General features: G+C 59.9%; 15 protein-coding genes and 1 riboswitch. Of the genes, 13 read left to right on the top strand and 2 right to left on the bottom strand.

Annotated elements, in window-relative coordinates:
• The first annotated feature begins 86 nt into the window (after nucleotides 1-86).
• Complete coding sequence (locus LOC68_RS13420; protein ID WP_230219349.1) at nucleotides 87-1,160, top strand: PP2C family protein-serine/threonine phosphatase; 1,074 nt, start codon at nucleotides 87-89, stop codon at nucleotides 1,158-1,160.
• Nucleotides 1,161-1,222: 62 nt separating this feature from the next.
• Here the strand turns inward: LOC68_RS13420 and LOC68_RS13425 are convergent, their stop codons facing one another.
• On the bottom strand, nucleotides 1,223-2,545 hold the full coding sequence (locus LOC68_RS13425; RefSeq protein ID WP_230219350.1) for a polysaccharide pyruvyl transferase family protein: 1,323 nt from the start codon (nucleotides 2,543-2,545) through the stop codon (nucleotides 1,223-1,225).
• 195 nt (nucleotides 2,546-2,740) lie between these two features.
• Between LOC68_RS13425 and LOC68_RS13430 the strand changes: the two genes are divergently transcribed.
• The 6 genes from LOC68_RS13430 to LOC68_RS13455 all read left to right on the top strand — a co-directional run bounded on the left by LOC68_RS13430 (nucleotide 2,741) and on the right by LOC68_RS13455 (nucleotide 6,327).
• On the top strand, nucleotides 2,741-3,601 hold the full coding sequence (locus LOC68_RS13430; RefSeq protein ID WP_230219351.1) for a uracil-DNA glycosylase: 861 nt from the start codon (nucleotides 2,741-2,743) through the stop codon (nucleotides 3,599-3,601).
• 58 nt (nucleotides 3,602-3,659) lie between these two features.
• Nucleotides 3,660-3,725: riboswitch (guanidine-III (ykkC-III) riboswitch) on the top strand.
• A gap of 18 nt (nucleotides 3,726-3,743) precedes the next feature.
• Entirely contained in the window at nucleotides 3,744-4,064 is a 321-nt protein-coding gene (locus tag LOC68_RS13435; protein ID WP_230219352.1) for a DMT family transporter, read from the top strand.
• A gap of 23 nt (nucleotides 4,065-4,087) precedes the next feature.
• Nucleotides 4,088-4,285 carry a CPXCG motif-containing cysteine-rich protein gene (locus LOC68_RS13440; protein ID WP_230219354.1) on the top strand — a complete coding sequence of 66 codons (198 nt, stop codon included), beginning with the start codon at nucleotides 4,088-4,090 and terminating at the stop codon, nucleotides 4,283-4,285.
• Nucleotides 4,286-4,365: 80 nt separating this feature from the next.
• Nucleotides 4,366-4,941 (top strand): hypothetical protein, encoded by a 576-nt coding sequence (locus tag LOC68_RS13445; protein WP_230219356.1) that lies wholly within the window; start codon nucleotides 4,366-4,368, stop codon nucleotides 4,939-4,941.
• A gap of 154 nt (nucleotides 4,942-5,095) precedes the next feature.
• Complete coding sequence (locus LOC68_RS13450; protein WP_230219358.1) at nucleotides 5,096-5,674, top strand: hypothetical protein; 579 nt, start codon at nucleotides 5,096-5,098, stop codon at nucleotides 5,672-5,674.
• Nucleotides 5,675-5,820: 146 nt separating this feature from the next.
• Complete coding sequence (locus LOC68_RS13455) at nucleotides 5,821-6,327, top strand: hypothetical protein (protein WP_230219360.1); 507 nt, start codon at nucleotides 5,821-5,823, stop codon at nucleotides 6,325-6,327.
• 188 nt (nucleotides 6,328-6,515) lie between these two features.
• On the opposite strand, the gene pgi is transcribed toward LOC68_RS13455, so the two are convergent.
• On the bottom strand, nucleotides 6,516-8,150 hold the full coding sequence (pgi, locus tag LOC68_RS13460) for a glucose-6-phosphate isomerase (RefSeq protein ID WP_230219368.1): 1,635 nt from the start codon (nucleotides 8,148-8,150) through the stop codon (nucleotides 6,516-6,518).
• Nucleotides 8,151-8,433: 283 nt separating this feature from the next.
• Between pgi and LOC68_RS13465 the strand changes: the two genes are divergently transcribed.
• The 6 genes from LOC68_RS13465 (at nucleotide 8,434) to LOC68_RS13495 (ending at nucleotide 15,955) form a co-directional block, all read left to right on the top strand.
• On the top strand, nucleotides 8,434-9,330 hold the full coding sequence (locus LOC68_RS13465; protein WP_230219370.1) for an amidohydrolase family protein: 897 nt from the start codon (nucleotides 8,434-8,436) through the stop codon (nucleotides 9,328-9,330).
• A gap of 14 nt (nucleotides 9,331-9,344) precedes the next feature.
• Nucleotides 9,345-10,121 carry an amidohydrolase family protein gene (locus LOC68_RS13470; protein WP_230219371.1) on the top strand — a complete coding sequence of 259 codons (777 nt, stop codon included), beginning with the start codon at nucleotides 9,345-9,347 and terminating at the stop codon, nucleotides 10,119-10,121.
• Between the two features lie 222 nt (nucleotides 10,122-10,343).
• Entirely contained in the window at nucleotides 10,344-12,788 is a 2,445-nt protein-coding gene (locus tag LOC68_RS13475; protein ID WP_230219373.1) for a DUF1592 domain-containing protein, read from the top strand.
• Nucleotides 12,789-12,821: 33 nt separating this feature from the next.
• Nucleotides 12,822-14,111, top strand: coding sequence for a DUF1552 domain-containing protein (locus LOC68_RS13480; RefSeq protein WP_230219375.1), 1,290 nt, complete (start codon nucleotides 12,822-12,824; stop codon nucleotides 14,109-14,111).
• 343 nt (nucleotides 14,112-14,454) lie between these two features.
• Nucleotides 14,455-15,468, top strand: a complete 1,014-nt coding sequence (locus LOC68_RS13490; RefSeq protein ID WP_261360162.1) for a DUF1559 domain-containing protein — start codon at nucleotides 14,455-14,457, stop codon at nucleotides 15,466-15,468.
• A 55-nt stretch (nucleotides 15,469-15,523) separates the two neighbouring features.
• Nucleotides 15,524-15,955, top strand: a complete 432-nt coding sequence (locus LOC68_RS13495) for a hypothetical protein (protein ID WP_230219378.1) — start codon at nucleotides 15,524-15,526, stop codon at nucleotides 15,953-15,955.
• Nucleotides 15,956-15,959: the final 4 nt, after the last annotated feature.

Genomic DNA, 15,959 nt, shown 5'->3' on the forward strand with positions numbered 1-15,959 from the left:
CGATTCACGTGCTGCCGGCGATTGAACCTGCGCTGCCATTGCGGGACAATTCGGTCGTACCCTCTTCTTTGTTGACGACGACCACGATGACGGCCTTCAAGTTCGTACTAGGATTGGCGGCGGCGTTCCAGATCGTTTCGGTCTTGTTGGCCTTGCGGCTCAATGCCATTTATCGGCGGCGATTTGCGTGGCTCTTTATCAGCGGCGCCGCGGTCTTGATGGCGGTCGGTATGCTCGCGTCGCTGTGGCGCGTTTGGGATCTGACGAATAGCGTCGAGTTCCATCCAGCTCTTTGGGCCGAGTCATTGGCGACCTTGATGATGGCGATTCTCTTCTTCGCCGGGATCGCGACGATCGAGCCGATCTTCAAAGAGAACGAAGAGGCCCGCAAATTGGCCGAGCGTGAGAACGAGCGGCTTAACGCGGCGGTGCAGCACACGATGGAAGAGATGATGATCGCGCGGCAGATTCAGCAGAACTTTCTGCCGAAGAGCCCGCCCGAAGCGGAGGGTTACGACCTGGCGGCGATCAGTCTGCCGGCCGAGTGGACCAGCGGCGACTACTTTGATTTTCATCAGACCGAAGATGGGAAGTTAATCGCGGTGATCGCCGACGTCTCGGGACATGGCGTTGGCCCCGCCCTCTTGATGTCTTCGGCCCGCTCTTACTTCCGCGAGATCGTGCAGCATTACGACGAGCCGGGGGACATCCTCGCGCGCTGGAATCAGATCATCTGCAGCGAGATCAAGTTCGGCGATTTCATTACGGCGTGGGTCGCCGTGATTCATCCGGAACGTCACGTCTTGAAGTTCGCCGGGGCAGGGCACAACGCGTGGCTCCTCAATGGCGATGGAAGTGCGCATGAGCTCGAAGGAGAAGGCCCGCCGCTTGGCGTGATGGGCGACTTTCCGTTTCGCGGCTCGGGCGAAGTTTCGCTCGACCATGGCCAGATCTTGCTGATGGCGACCGACGGGATTCCGGAAACGGAGAACCTGGAAGGAGAGCAGTGGGGGAACGAGCGGATGCTCTCGGTCATCCATAACCGCCGCAGTCAGCCGGCCGAACGAATTGTGGACGACATGGTGGATACGGTTTCTGGGTTTGCCGGCGATACGCCGCGCCGCGACGACGTGACGGCGATTGTGATGAAGGTGGCGTAGGCTACTTCGCGACCTCTATCGGTTACTTGCAAGCGCATTTCCCTCGCTTGCGCTGCGGGCTACTATTTCGACTTCGACGCCTTTTTGAGCGATTCGGCGATGATCTCGAAGTTGGCCGCGTAGTTGGTTTCGATCCCGGCGACTGCGTCGTCGATTCGTTTCTTGGCGGCGGGAAAATCGTCGGCGATCGCTACCACCGCGGCGGCGACGTCGTCGCCGGTCGTTTCTTCGATCGGAAAGTACCATGCGCCGAGGCCAACGTCGCGCCACATGTTTCCTTTGATCCCATCTTCCGGTTGGTGCAGATACATGCAGGGGGTTCCGACCGACGCGGCGATGATCGGCGAATGACACTCACAGCTGATAACCGCGGCGGCGTCCGCATAAAGCGTCGAGGCGTCGTCGGTGATCCAATACTTCTCGTGCAGCACAACGTTCTTCTTCACATCTTCCGGCAGCGGATCGAAGAGGAGGGGACGCATGATCTCGACCTGGTAGGTCATTTCGGGGCAGAGGACCGCTTTGCCGCCGGTCTTGCGCACCCAGGCGACGATCGCTGCGCGGAGCTTGGCGTGGTCTTCTTCGGCGTGCGCTTCGTTGACCGCTTCGCGACGGGCGATCTCTTGTTCGCTTTGCCCGGTCTTTCGAATCTTGTGGTACGGCGTATAGCGGAGTCGCGGCACGCAAACGATAAACTTCCGCGGCTCGAGTTCGTTCTCCTCCATAAACTGCTTGATCCCTTCCTTCTCCTTCAGTTTCAAGTGGAAGGTGCCGTCGGGGGCGAAGCCGAGGACCGGTCCGGTGACGCCGGCATCTTGGACGTTTTGCAGCGAGTTCTTCTCGCGGGTGAAGACGAAGTCGGCGCCGCTGAGCAGGTCTTCCAGTTGCGGCGACAGTTTGCCGCTGGCCGCTTCGCCTGCGGCGCTGATCGTCACGCCGAGAATGCCGTACGGCTTGCCGGTCGCTTTCCGCCAGGCGGCGACATGCGACGCGGCGACGACGCTGGGGCCCGATCCATGCAGCAGGAAGTCAGCCTCGTCAAACGCTTGCTGCAGCTCTGGCGTCGTGAACTTCCCGTCGCTACTGACGTTGCCGCTGACGATTTTCAAATTCGGAAAATTGGCGAGCAACATTTCTCGCACGCCGCGGTCGAGCGCATTCGACCAGAGGATCACCTCCACGTTCGGCAGATAGTCGCGAAACAGCTGCAGCACGCCGGGCGTATGGGCGATGTCGCCAATGTTGACCGTTTGCCATCCGCTGCGCAACAGGACCGTACAGCGAACGTCGGAGACCTCTTTGGCCGCCAGCGCCGAGGTGACGAGCGGCAAGGTCGACAGTGCGGCCAGTTGAGCGAGACAAGCGCGGCGAGAGATGTTGGGCATGCGTCTATGGGCTTTTTAGGAACGATTTTCAAGCAGGCGAAGACCCTTATTTTGGCTAGAGAGTCGCGGAAAGTAAATTCGCCGGCCTCGATCGGCGGCGGTTTCTGCGACGCGACTCCTTCACGCCCGCCCTAAATTGCCGATAATCGATCCATAACGCATTTCGTTTTCACCAACCAACTCGCAGATTTCGGCATGTCTGACGATCCGCAAGCTCATCTCCGTCGTGCGATGCTTCAGCAACTGCGCGATTGGCAATCGGCCGGGGTCGATGTTGCGCCGCATGGCCGCGTGTTGGAAGTGCCGGAAGAACTGCTCCGTGCGGAAGTCCCCGCGGCGCCGATTGCCGCTACTCCGGCTCCGCCTGTTGCACCGCAGACCTCAGCGCCGAAAACAAGCGCACCGCCGCCGGAACCAAAACGGCCGACGGCGCCTCCTCCGACTCCGCGGCCTGCGCCTGCCGCTGCTATTGCTGACGGTGATAAGCAACAGCAGCTGGAGATACTCGCGGCCGAAGTGGCGCAGTGCGTGAAGTGTCAGGAGTTGGCCTGCACGCGGACGCAGACCGTTTTTGGAGTCGGCAATCCGAACGCGCGCATCTGCTTCTTTGGGGAAGCGCCAGGCGCTGACGAAGACAAGCAAGGGGAACCGTTCGTCGGCCGCGCGGGACAACTGCTGACGCAGATCATCGAGGCCTGCACGTTCCGCCGCGAAGACGTCTACATCTTGAACACGCTCAAGTGTCGGCCGCCGGGGAATCGGAATCCGACGCCGGAAGAGAACGCCAACTGCATGCCGTACTTCGTGAAGCAGTTGGAGATCATTCAGCCGGAATACATCGTCTGCCTGGGCAAGTTCGCCGCGCAAAATCTGTTGCAGACCGAAGCGGCGATCGGGCGGCTGCGGGGGACGTTTCACGAGTACAACGGCGCGAAGGTGATCGCGACCTATCACCCGGCTTATCTGCTGCGCAATCCATCGGCCAAGCGCGACGTCTGGGAAGACATGAAGATGATGCTCCGCGACATGGGCATCTCGATCCCCGGCGCCAAGTAAGCTGCGGTAACTACGACTTGCCACGGCGACGAATCGGGCTACTATAGTCGGATTCTCTAAATTTGAACTGGCATTTCGCCCCGGACGAGACGCGCCGTACCCGGTTACGCAAAGACGACGCCTTTACCCAAAGGAGCGTCTCATGGCGTGGTTCATTCTGATCGTAGCGGGGCTGTTGGAAACGGGTTGGGCGATCGGGCTCAAATATACCGAAGGCTTTACGCGTCCCATCCCTAGCCTGCTAACTGGCGCGGCGATCGTGGTCAGCATGTATCTGTTGTCGGTCGCGGCCCGGACGCTTCCGATTGGCTCGGCCTACGTGATCTGGGTCGGAATCGGCGCCAGCGGAGCGGCGCTATTGGGCGTTTGGCTGCTGGGAGAAACGATGTCGCCGGCCCGCGGATTCTTTCTGCTACTGTTGGTCGGGTCGATCATTGGGTTAAAATTGACTTCCGGTCATTAACCCTCTCTAGGCGGAGAGCATTCATGCAAGAAGAAGCGACCTACGTCTGCGACGCATGCGGCGAAGAGATTGTGATTCCGATCGATCTATCGCAAGGGCACAGCCAAACCTACGTCGAAGACTGTCCCGTCTGTTGTCGACCCAGCGTGATTCATATCGAGCTGGATGAAGATGGCGGAGTTCAGGTATGGGCCGAGCAAGAGCAGGACTATCACGACTAGCGACGTCGCTTGCCTGCGTCTAATATCGAAGCGCCCAACGCGCGATCGCTCGCCCAGCCAACTATTGCCGGAGTCTTCTCATGCATGCGCTACGTCCCCGGCTCTACTGGCTCGCGGGGATCGCCGTTTGTTGTCTGCTCGTGGGCTGCGGCGTGCAGTCCAACGTCAACGGCGACGTCCATTCGTACTCGCACGATCCGAAAGGAATCGCCGCCGCCATCATCGGCGGGATTGCGCTGACGGTCGGCGGCTGGTACGTCGCCCCTTACTCGCGGCAGCTTCGCTTTGCGATGATGCTCGCTGGAATCGTCATCGCACTGCTGATCGCGCCGGCGATCTTGTTTGAAAAAGGGACCGTCAGCAAAGACGCGTTTACCTACCAGGGAGGCTTCCTCGGAACGTCAGGGGCAAGCGTGAAGCTGGACGACCTGAACGCGATCTCTATCGAGACGACGATCCATACCCGCAACGGTAAAGACTCCTACTCCGACGAGATCGTCTGCATCAACAACGACGGAACCGAAGCGAGTTTCTATTTCAACAACGCCGTCCAGCAAGCGGCATGCTTCGACTTTTTGCGAAACGCCAAAGCTCGCGGCATCATCATCGACAAAAAGGGATGGGTCGCGCATCCGAAGAACGAACCTTGGCCGTAACGGGCCTGCGTGAAGAATCGGCGACTCTCCAAGAATTTCCTGGACTCCCCTGCAGAGGTAGATAAAATCATCCGCACAGGCGGATGCGCTGGGCGCCGTTTTGGCGTCCAGCGTTCTCTTTTCTCTCCTCTTCTGATCCTTGGGAGAACGACTCATGCTGGGATCTTCGCGACGACTTCTATTGGCGTTGGGTCTTTTGGCGATCGCGGTCTGCGTCGGCTGCAATGTGCATGTCAGCGACCGAGGGGAGACCTTCAGCTGCTGCAACAATCCGCTCGAATCGGTCGGGTTTTTCTTCGGCGGACTGGGACTGGCCGGGCTCGGCTGGTTGTCGACGTCGTTCTCTTCTCGACTTGGCTTCGTGATGATCATCCTGGGAGCGATGGGGGTGCTCTACATGGCGCCGGCTTCGTTTTTTGAAAGCGGCAAAGTCGACGCCGAGGGGTATCGTTCTACGTCCGGTTTCTTGGGGCTTTCTAAGGAGTCCGTGAAGTTCGACGAAATCGAATCGGTCCAACTGGTGACCGAAGAATCGCGCGGACGCCGCGGCCGGATCAACTACGACGACTACATCGTCTGCCGCCTGAAGGATGGCGCCGTGACGAAGTTCGACTACGACGCGAAGGTGCAGCACGCCGCCGGCAGCTTTTTCTTGAAGGCCTGCCAGAAAAAGGGAATCACCGTCACCGAGCAGCGCCCCGGCAATCGCCAAGACAACGACTGGCGGATTTAGCCTGAATGTGGCGAAATCGGGGAACCCTTCGCCAAGCGGACCAGATTCTCCTAAAATAAAGTTACGCTGTGGACGAATAACCTTCTGCAGCGGCCGGCCGAGAGGATTCGCCGGCCTTCGCTCGTCTCCTCGTCTTGAGAAATCTGATGACCGATCCGCAACGCGAGACCCAATACTCAGAGTCGTTGCCTCTGAAGCCGGTAGTCGACTACGTGATGCTGACCCGCTGGCCGCAGGATGGAGACGAATGGATTCATCCCGAAGATCGCAGCCTGGCGGCCGGCATGATCCCCAGCGAACGGATCTTTCGCCGCGAACTGCAAGCGGACGGCTACTACGAACTGACCTACGGCCCGCGGAAGATTCGCGTTCGTCCGGTGATGTTTGAAGACGCGCCTCACCCGGTCTTCGAGATCGGCCAGTTCGTCAAACTGAAGATGGCGTTCGAGTCGGACCGGACCGAAGTGGGCCGCATCTACGCGATTCGCTACAGCCAATACCACGACGCGCCGCAGTATTATCTGATCCGCGGCGACCTGAAGAGCCGCACGCCGTACCTGGCCGACGCGCTGGAGTTGTTCACGCCGGAAGGGCGACTGCGCGAACATGACGAGTACGAACAATGGAACCCGCCGCCGCAGCAAGGCGGTTAAGATTCGGCGGTAGAAGCTGTCCTCTTAACCGTAGACTAGCTTGGCGCCATGCTCTTGCGGCGTCTTCGCCGGATGAGCATGTCTTAGAAGCCGTATCCCTTCAGCGCTGATTTGCTGCGGTCGGAAGACATGCTCTTCCCGCGAAGACGCGGTAAGAGCATGGCACCAGCGCCAGTAGGTTACCAGCCTTACTTCCGCTTCAGCTGGCGATAACGGGTGATCAGCGCGTTGGTCGAGCTATCGTGCTCCAGCGGCGGTTCGTTCTTCGCGGTCAGTTCCGGCACAATGCGGTTCGCCAGCACTTTGCCCAGCTCGACGCCCCATTGATCGAACGAGTTGACCCGCCAGATCGTGCCGAGGGTAAAGACCTTGTGTTCGTACAGGGCGATCAGTTTGCCGAGCGCCGCCGGGGTCAGCTTGTCGATCAGGATCGTGTTGGTCGGACGATTGCCCGGGAAAGTGCGGTGCGAAATCTGGAACTCGGCCACCCCGTCCGCTTTCACTTCTTCGGCCGTCTTGCCGAACGCGAGCGCCTCAGGCTGGGCGAAGAAGTTGGCCATCAGCTTGTCATGGTGATCGCCGAGCGGATTGAGCGATTGGCAGAAGCCGATGAAGTCGCACGGAATTAGCTTCGTCCCTTGGTGGATCAGCTGATAGTAGGCGTGCTGGCCGTTGGTGCCTGGCGTTCCCCAGACGATCGGTCCGGTCTGGTAATCGACCGGAGTGCCGTCGAGCGTTACCCGCTTGCCGTTGCTCTCCATGTCGAGCTGTTGCAGGTACATGCTGAACTTGCCGAGGTAATGATCGTACGGGAGAACCGCTTGGGTCTCGGCGCCAAAGAAGTTGTTGTACCAGAGATTGATCAGGGCCATCAGAACCGGCAGGTTTTGAGCCAACGGCGCGGTTCGGAAGTGGGTATCCATCTCGTGGAAGCCGGCCAGCATTTCTTTGAACTGCTCGCCGCCGATCGCGATCATCAGCGAGAGCCCAATCGCCGAATCGAACGAATAACGTCCGCCGACCCAATCCCAGAACTCAAACATGTTCTCGGTATCGATACCGAACTTCGACACTTCCTTGGCGTTGGTCGAGAGGGCGACGAAATGCTTGGCGATCGCCGATTCGTCCTTCAGCGTCTCCAGACACCAGAGCCGAGCGGTGTGGGCGTTGGTCAGCGTTTCCTGCGTAGTGAAAGTCTTCGACGCGACAATGAAGAGGGTTTCTTCCGGGTCGAGGTCATGAATCGCCTCGGCCATGTCGGTGCCGTCGATGTTCGAGACGAACTTGAAAGTCAAATTGCGATCGCTGTAGTGCCGCAGCGCGTCGTACGCCATCGCCGGCCCCAGGTCGGAACCGCCGATCCCGACGTTGACGATGTTCTTGATCGGCTTGCCGGTAAAGCCGAGCCAATCGCCGCCGCGGATCTTGGCGGCGAAGGCCGACATTTTGTCGAGCACGTCGTGGACGGCCGGGACGACGTTCTCGCCATCGACGTTAATCACCGAGCCTTCCGGAGCCCGCAGCGCGGTGTGCAAAACGGCGCGATCTTCGGTGACGTTGATCTTCTCGCCGCTGAACATCGCTCCGATCCGCTCTTTCAGCCCGGAGGCCTCGGCCAGCTCGATCAGCAGCGAGATCGTTTCGGCGGTCAGACGGTTCTTCGAGTAGTCGAGATAGAGCCCCACGGCGTCGAGCGACAACTTCGTCCCGCGGTCCGCTTCGGTGGCGAACAGTTCGCGGAGGTGGACGTCGGCGATTTTGTCATAGTGGGACTGGAGAGCCTTCCAAGCGGCGGTTTGGGTCAGCGAAGGTTGGGCCGTCATGGTACGAATCTCCCGAAGGTGCGTGCGAGCTCGATGTTTACGTCATTCGCCAGCCGGGGCACGTTACGCCCCGCCGCCGACATTTCCCTAGTTTAGCGATCCCCCCGCATGCGTCGAAGCGGGCAAGCGGAAAAAGAAACTCGCTTGGGGGATGCCCACCAGGCCGAAATCCTGACTCACTTCCCCTCGTGATATTTCGATGTATCATAGGGAAAAATGGGCACTGGCCTCTGAAAGGCGGTTTCTTTTCCGGAACCGATCCCCCAATCTTCACGAGATCGTCATGACCGCCGTTTCTGCAAAAGTCCCGCGTCGCGACTTTCTGACCCTATCGGCGGCCAGCATGTCCGCCGGAGGGTTATTGGCCAACTCGGCGCCGGTCCAAGCGGATCCCCCTTCGCCGACCGCTCCGTGGATTGACGTCAACGTTTACGTTTCGCGTTGGCCCTTTCGCCGACTGCGATACGACACGCCGGGCGAGCTGACTTCGCTGCTCCGTCGCCACGGAATCACGCAGGCCTGGACCGGCAGTTTCGACGGCGTCTTCCATAAAGACATCGGTGCGGTCAATCGGCGGCTGGTCGAAACGTGCGGCAAACAGGGGGACGGACTGCTGGCTCCGTTCGGCTCCATCAACCCGCTCCTTCCCGAGTGGCAAGATGAGCTGCGTCTCTGCGCCGAGCAGTACAAAATGCCGGGGATTCGGCTCCACCCGGGTTATCACGGCTACGATCTGAAGACCCCAGCATTTGCCGAATTGCTGAAGCAGGCCGCCGAGCGAAACCTGATTGTTCAGCTCTGCGGATGGCTGGAAGATCCGCGGACGCAGCCGGCTTTGATGCGCGTGCCGACGGTTGATCTGACGCCGTTGACCGAGCTGGCCGCGGCGAATCCTGATGCGAAAATCGTACTGATCAACGGCGTTAACCTGGTCGGCGGCAAGGCTCAAGCCGAACTGCTCTCGCTTCCCAACGTCTCTAGCGACATCGCCCAGCTGGAAACGAGCGAAGGGATCACGAAGCTGATGAAAGTGATGCCGGCCGAGCGGATCTTGTTCGGCTCTTACTCGCCGATGTTCTACTTCGAGGCGGCGCGGCTCAAGTTGCTGGAGTCGGTCCTGACCGCCGAGCAAGAGACCGCGATTCGTTCCGCTTCCGCCCAAACGCTGCTTCCCGCCTAGGCTTTGAGAACGTCATGAAAATCTGGGACATGCATTGCCATCTGCCCTCGCCGCAACTTTCGGGCGAAAGCTTGATGGAGCAAGCGGAACAGCTGCTGGCAATCGCGGGGCGAGTTGGGATCAGCAAGCTCTGCTTGTTTTTGGAAGTGGGCAAAACGCTTGGCCCATTTAGCGACGACGAGATCGTCCGCGTGCTCGAACGTTACTACGATCGGCTCTACGGGTTCGTCTGGTGCGATTTGCAGAAGACGACCGAGAGCGTCGACCTGCTGCAAAAGTGGGTTGGCGACGGACCGATGGTCGGCCTGAAGCTGGGAGGCTACAGCGGCGTTTGCAGCAAATCAGAATACGCGCCGGTTTTTGAAAAGGCGATCGATCTGAAAGCGGTGATCTTTCAGCACACCTGGCTGAAGGTGACCGGCAACTTGCCGAACGAATCGACGCCGCAGGATGTCGTCACGCTAGCCAATCGCTATCCCGACTATCCGTTCATCTGCGGCCACTCTGGCGGCGATTGGGAGTTGGGGATTCGGACCGTCGCCGAGGCGCCGAACGTCTCGATCGGCATCGGCGGTTTTTATCCGACCTCGGGCGTCGTGGAGATGGGGGTGCGCCAGTTGGGCGCCGATCGGGTCGTCTTTGGGAGCGACGCGCCAGGGCGAAGTTTCTCATCGCAATTGGGGAAAGTCCTCGGCGCCGATCTCCCCGACGAGGCGAAGCAGAAGATCCTGTACGACAACTTCGCCCGGCTGATGGACCCTATTTCCCGTGCGAAGGGCTGGACCAGTTAGTGCGCGAAATTACAGCCTTGTCGTGGCCATTTTTCTCTGGTGGCGTTCAGATCGGGTGAAACTCCCGAATTCTCGGTAGATCAGGACGCAAAATAACTCGCTTTCGCCGATATTCTTGGTAAGATCACCGGTTAGCGTCCCCTACACCCACAGACGCTGCCTCCCGCCCCGCCGATTTGCTGCAACCCCAGCCAAACACCTACCTTACGGCACACCCACGCCATGGCGCGATTGATCCACATCGCAACCGAAATGCGCACGTTCAAAACCTGGACGGCTTCCTCCGCGCTATCGCTGTTCGTTCTGTCGACGCTAGCAACTGTGGCTGCCGCCGCGACGCCTGCTCCGCCGAAGACGCCGGAAGAGATCAAGCAGTTTGTAAAGACGAACTGTTACGACTGCCATCAAGGCGCCGCTTCGGAAGGTGGGCTCGACTTCGAGCAGCTTTCGTTCGATCTGCAAGACCATGCCGTTCAAGATCGCTGGGTCCGAATCTTTGATCGGGTCGAATCGGACGAAATGCCGCCGACCGAATATGGCGAGACCGACGGCGACCAAAAAGAAAAGTTCCTGGCCGCGACGCGACTTCATCTTCGCCGCATGCAGATCGAACAGCAGGAGAAGCTGGGCCGCGTTCAAGCCCGCCGACTGACTCGCCTGCAAGTCGAACGTTCGCTGCAAGACTTGCTCGGAATCGACATTCCGCTGACCGATTATCTGCCGGAAGAATCGCGTTCGTTCGGCTTCACGACGGTCGCCGACGGCCAGTCGATGTCGCACTTTCAGCTCGACGCCCATCTGAGGACGGTCGACACGGCGCTGGACGAAGCGCTACGTCGGGCGTTGTCGGCGGAAGACGTCTATGAGCGCGACTTCGACGCCCAAGGCGTGTCCCGCACCAATCCCAAACGTCGCTGCCGCGAACCGGAGATGCGCGAAGGGAAAGCGGTGATCTGGTCGTCCGGCTTGATCTACTACGGCCGCATCCCGGCGACGACGGCGAACCACGACGGCTGGTACCACTTTGAAGTGACCGTCTCCGGCTTGAAGCTGCCGAAGACCGGCGGCGTCTGGTCGACCGTCCGCACCGGCCTGTGCGTTTCGACCGCTCCGCTATTGCAAGACGTTACCACGTTCGAGGCGATGGAAGAGCCGAAAACGATCGCGTTTGACGCCTGGTTGCCGAAGGGGCACATGCTCGAAATTCGTCCCGGCGACGACTCGCTGAAGAAGGGACGGTTTGAGGGTGGCCAGGTCGGCGTCGGAGAAGGTGAGCCGCAAGGTCTCGCCGGGATCGCGTTCGACCGGATTACGATGAAGCGGATCCATCAGAACGGCGACGACGCTCACGTCCGTCAGCTGCTGTTCGGCGATCTGTCGGTCGTTCCTCACAAAGACAAGCGGCAGCCGTACCAAGTCGTCACCAAGTCGCCGCGGGAAGATGCGGCTCGCTTGATGCGGGCCTTCGCCAATCGTACGTTCCGTCGTCCGACGACCTCCGACGAAATCGCGCCGTACGTCGCAGGCGTACAAGCTGCGATCGATGGCGGCGACGACTTCGTCGCTTCGCTGCGGATGGGTTACCGGGCGCTCCTTTGCTCGCCGCGGTTCCTGTACTTCTCGGAAGTTCCCGGTCCGCTTGACGATCATGCGATCGCCACGCGGCTCAGCTACTTGCTGACCAACAGCACGCCTGACGAACAACTGCGTCAGTTGGCCGACGCCGGTAAGCTACACAACAAACAGACGCTGCAAACCGAAGCGGCTCGTCTGCTGAGCGGCGACGAGGGACGTCAGTTCATTCACGATTTCGCCGGCGAATGGCTCGATCTCGATCAGATCAACTTCACCACCCCCGATCGTAAACTGTACCCGGCGTTCGACACGGTCGTGCAGCAGTCAATGCTGTACGAAACGGAGACCTTCCTGGAAACGATGCTCAACGAGAATCTGAGCGTCGACAAGCTGGTCGACGCCGATTTCACGTACCTCAACAGTCGGCTCGCTCGCTTCTACAAGATCGACGGCATTGAGGGCGATGAACTGCGTCGTGTGACGCTCGCCCCCGAAACGCATCGCGGGGGGCTCATCACCCAAGGCGCCATTTTGAAAGTGACCGCCAACGGCTCGAACACTTCGCCGGTGCTGCGGGGCGTTTGGATGATGGAGAAGATCCTGGGCGAAGCGGTTCCTCCGCCGCCGACCAATGTGCCGGCCGTTGAGCCGGACATTCGCGGCGCGACGACCATTCGCGAACAATTGGCGAAGCATCGTTCGCAAGGGGACTGCGCCAGTTGTCATGCGAAGATCGATCCGCCGGGCTTCGCGCTCGAAAACTTCGACCCCGCGGGCCAGTGGCGGAGCAATTACATCTCGATAGCCGGGACCAAGAAGAAGGTGGGCCCGGTGATCGACGCCGGCTACCAAATGGCGGACGGCACTGAGTTCAAAGACGTGGAAGGGTTCCAAGCGTTGACCGTCAGCAAGCCGCGGAAGTTGGCCGCGTGCGTCGCTGAGAAACTGCTCGTCTATGGAACCGGCGCTCCGATCGCGTTTGTCGATCGGGACGCAGTCGAAGCGATCGTCGACGAGTCGGCGGCCGAAAATTACGGACTTCGTTCGATCGTGCAAGCGGTCGTCGCCAGCCCGGTCTTCCTCTGCAAATAACGTTTTCACTTCAGATACGAAAGACGGTGACCTATGTCGCACCAGGTTCACTTCAGCTTTGGAAAAAAACTGAGCCGCCGAACCATGTTGCGCAGCGCCGGCGTGGCGATGTCGATGCCGTGGCTGAGCGCCATGAACCAAGCCTTCGCCGGCAGCGACAAACCGGCCGCTCCGCGCCGCTTTGTGGCGATGACGCTCGGTCTTGGTCTGCATGCCGAAAACCTGAATCCGACCGGCGTCGGCAAAGACTACGAACCGTCCCTTTATCTGCAGGGCCTGCAAGACATCCGTGATCGCTTCACGGTCATCTCCGGAACTTCGCACCCCGGCGTCAACGGCGGCCACCGCGCCGAAGCGAGCCTCTTGAGCGCTACGCCGATGGGCAGCGGCGCCCAGTCACGCACCACGATCTCGGTCGATCAGTTGCTCGCCAAGCACTTGGGAAATCAGACGCGATTCCCATCGCTGGTCCTCAGCTCGGCCGGCAGCAACAGCCCGTCCTACACCGAGAACGGCTCGATGATCCCGGCCGAAAGTTCGCCGGCCCGCTTGTTCCTGCAGCTCTTTGTGACCGACTCTCCGGCCGAACAGAAGAAGCAAATCCATCGTGCTCGTCAGGGGCAGAGCATCATGGATCTGGTCGCCGAAGACGCCAAAGCGCTGCAGCGCGAACTGGGGGACAGCGACCGCGATCGCCTGGACGCCTACTTCACCAGCGTGCGTGAGTTGGAGAAGCGGATGGTCGACGCCGAAGAATGGGCCAATCGCCCGAAACCGGAAGTCGACTACGCCAAGCCGATCGACATCTCCAACCCGAACGACTTCATCGGCCGCCAGCGGTTGATGAACGATATGATTCGCTTGGCCTTGTCGACCGACTCGACGCGGTTCGTTTCGTATCACCTTGGCGGTTCCGGCGGCGTCGTGCCGATCAAAGGGGTCGACGAAGGGTATCACTCGCTCAGCCATCACGGCCGCGACGAAGAAAAGCTGGCCCAGTTGGCGCTGATCGAAACCGAAATCGTCCGCGCCTACGGCGACTTCCTCCGCGGTTTGGACAAGACCGAAGAAGATGGCGAAACGCTGCTCGATCGGACTTCGGTCTTGCTGACCAGCAACCTCGGCAACGCGTCGAACCACGACAACCGCAACATGCCGGTCCTCTTCGCCGGCGGCGGTTTCCGCCATGGTCAGCACTTGGCCTTCGATCAAAAGAAGAACTACCCGCTGCCGAACCTCTATCTCTCGATGCTGCAAAAGACCGGCCTGGAAGTCGATCAGTTCGCAACCAGCACCGGCACGATGACCGGCCTGGACGGCTAAGCGTCGAATCAAACGTAGGGTGGGTGGAGCAAGCGCGAACGCGTTCGCCTTGCTCGCGAAACGCAAATCGCTTGCGCAACCCACCATTCCCTTGCGCACGCATTGTTGGGTTTCGCTGCGCTGCACCCAACCTACTTTCGTTTTGTGCGTCATTCCGCTCCGATAGCAGATGCGCACTTTTGAAACAGAACTGCGCAATTACGCATGTCCTCCGCCCCATCTGCGTGGTACTGTCGAGTAGTCGGTTTCGTTGGCGGCGTCGCTCGCTTGACGTTCCGCCCCCATCCCCTCGTGCATTTTGACGCATTGATTCCTTATCTATTCCCAATGCAGCGAGATCGCTATGAATTCGATTCGTCCTCATTCACGTGGATTTACTCTGGTAGAGCTGTTGGTGGTGATCGCCATCATCGGCGTCTTGATCGCTTTGCTGTTGCCGGCCGTGCAGCAAGCGCGGGAAGCGGCGCGGCGAATGTCGTGCAGCAACAACCTGAAGCAGGTCGGCCTGGCGATTCACAACTATCATGACACGCACTTGAAGCTGCCGATCGGAGTTCAGTACTACTGGCACTCCAACTTCCTGGTTCACCTGCTGCCGTTCCTGGAGCAAGGAAACATCTATGATCAGCTGCAGTTCAACAATTCGTCGGCGATGCTGTTCGACTCGACATCCCTGTCCGGCTACCGTTTGGCGAATTACAACGTGATGAAAGGATTCAACGCGCCCGCCTACCAATGCCCGTCGAGCCCATTGCCCGAGTGGGCCGAGAATCCTGGCGGCCCGGTCGAGTGCGGCACCACTTCTTACATCGGCGTCGCCGGCGCCCCGACGAGCGCCACCAGCGTGACCGATCCGACAGGGCAGGGGCGCTGTATCGCCGCCGGACAAGGCTACATCTGCAGCAACGGGACGCTGATCCCGAACGAATCGATCAAACTGGCGTCGGTCACCGATGGGACGACCAACACGATCATCGTCGCCGAGCAATCGAACTGGACGATCAGTTCGACCGGCGCCACGATCGACCAGCGCAACAGCAGCCGCCGCGGAGCGTGGATCGGCGCCTATCTAACCGGCTATCCCGGCGGGCCGAACGGCAGCGCGTGGAATACCGGCAACGCTTACAACATTTCGACGATCCGGTATGGAGTCGGCTTTCGCACGCTCGCTTCGGGGAGCGGCGGCAATCATCAGACCGGCACCAATACTCCGATTCATTCCGCCCATCCCGGCGGAGCGATGGTGGTCCGCTGCGACGCCGGCGTTAGTTTTCTGCCGGAAACGATCGACTGGGGCGTACTTCGCAATCTCTGCATTCGGGACGACGGCAACGTGATTACGCCTAATCCGCTGTAGTCAAAATCGCTGGCGTCGTTCTTATTCGCAGAAGATCTTTCGGAGTTTTCGTCGAATGTCCAACTACCCCAAAAAGTCCCTTCGCCGGTTGGCGATTTTGGCCGGCGTCGTCGCGTTGTTTCTGACCGGCTGCGGTTCCGGTTCCGGCGTACCGATCGCGGCGGTCCGCGGCAAAGTGACCCGCAATAACCAGCCGATCACCGAAGGGCTCGTCTGTTTCATGTCGGAAAATGGCTTCGGCGCAACCGCGCCGCTGCAGCCCGACGGCAGCTACCAACTGCACAGCCAACATGGCGCCGGCATTCCGCACGGCGCCTACAAAGTGATCGTACAGCCGCCGGAGTTGGAGTTCGTCGAGAGCGAACAAAACGCGCCGAAAGCTCAAAAGTCGAACATTCCGCTCAAATACCAAGACTTCGGCACGAGCGGACTCGAACTGGTCATCGGCGACTCAGCCCTTACCTTCGATATTCAACTCACCCCCTAGCGGC

Origin of the sequence: Blastopirellula sediminis, assembly GCF_020966755.1 — a bacterium.
Classification (GTDB): Bacteria; Planctomycetota; Planctomycetia; order Pirellulales; family Pirellulaceae; genus Blastopirellula; species Blastopirellula sediminis.

Coding starts and splice junctions, on each gene's coding strand:
- LOC68_RS13435 (WP_230219352.1), top strand. CDS start 3,744: ATGGCGTGGTTCATTCTGATCGTAGCGGGGCTGTTGGAAACGGGTTGG.
- LOC68_RS13465 (WP_230219370.1), top strand. CDS start 8,434: ATGACCGCCGTTTCTGCAAAAGTCCCGCGTCGCGACTTTCTGACCCTA.
- pgi (WP_230219368.1), bottom strand. CDS start 8,150: ATGACGGCCCAACCTTCGCTGACCCAAACCGCCGCTTGGAAGGCTCTC.
- LOC68_RS13455 (WP_230219360.1), top strand. CDS start 5,821: ATGACCGATCCGCAACGCGAGACCCAATACTCAGAGTCGTTGCCTCTG.
- LOC68_RS13450 (WP_230219358.1), top strand. CDS start 5,096: ATGCTGGGATCTTCGCGACGACTTCTATTGGCGTTGGGTCTTTTGGCG.
- LOC68_RS13445 (WP_230219356.1), top strand. CDS start 4,366: ATGCATGCGCTACGTCCCCGGCTCTACTGGCTCGCGGGGATCGCCGTT.
- LOC68_RS13495 (WP_230219378.1), top strand. CDS start 15,524: ATGTCCAACTACCCCAAAAAGTCCCTTCGCCGGTTGGCGATTTTGGCC.
- LOC68_RS13420 (WP_230219349.1), top strand. CDS start 87: ATGACGGCCTTCAAGTTCGTACTAGGATTGGCGGCGGCGTTCCAGATC.
- LOC68_RS13480 (WP_230219375.1), top strand. CDS start 12,822: ATGTCGCACCAGGTTCACTTCAGCTTTGGAAAAAAACTGAGCCGCCGA.
- LOC68_RS13490 (WP_261360162.1), top strand. CDS start 14,455: ATGAATTCGATTCGTCCTCATTCACGTGGATTTACTCTGGTAGAGCTG.
- LOC68_RS13425 (WP_230219350.1), bottom strand. CDS start 2,545: ATGCCCAACATCTCTCGCCGCGCTTGTCTCGCTCAACTGGCCGCACTG.
- LOC68_RS13470 (WP_230219371.1), top strand. CDS start 9,345: ATGAAAATCTGGGACATGCATTGCCATCTGCCCTCGCCGCAACTTTCG.
- LOC68_RS13430 (WP_230219351.1), top strand. CDS start 2,741: ATGTCTGACGATCCGCAAGCTCATCTCCGTCGTGCGATGCTTCAGCAA.
- LOC68_RS13440 (WP_230219354.1), top strand. CDS start 4,088: ATGCAAGAAGAAGCGACCTACGTCTGCGACGCATGCGGCGAAGAGATT.
- LOC68_RS13475 (WP_230219373.1), top strand. CDS start 10,344: ATGGCGCGATTGATCCACATCGCAACCGAAATGCGCACGTTCAAAACC.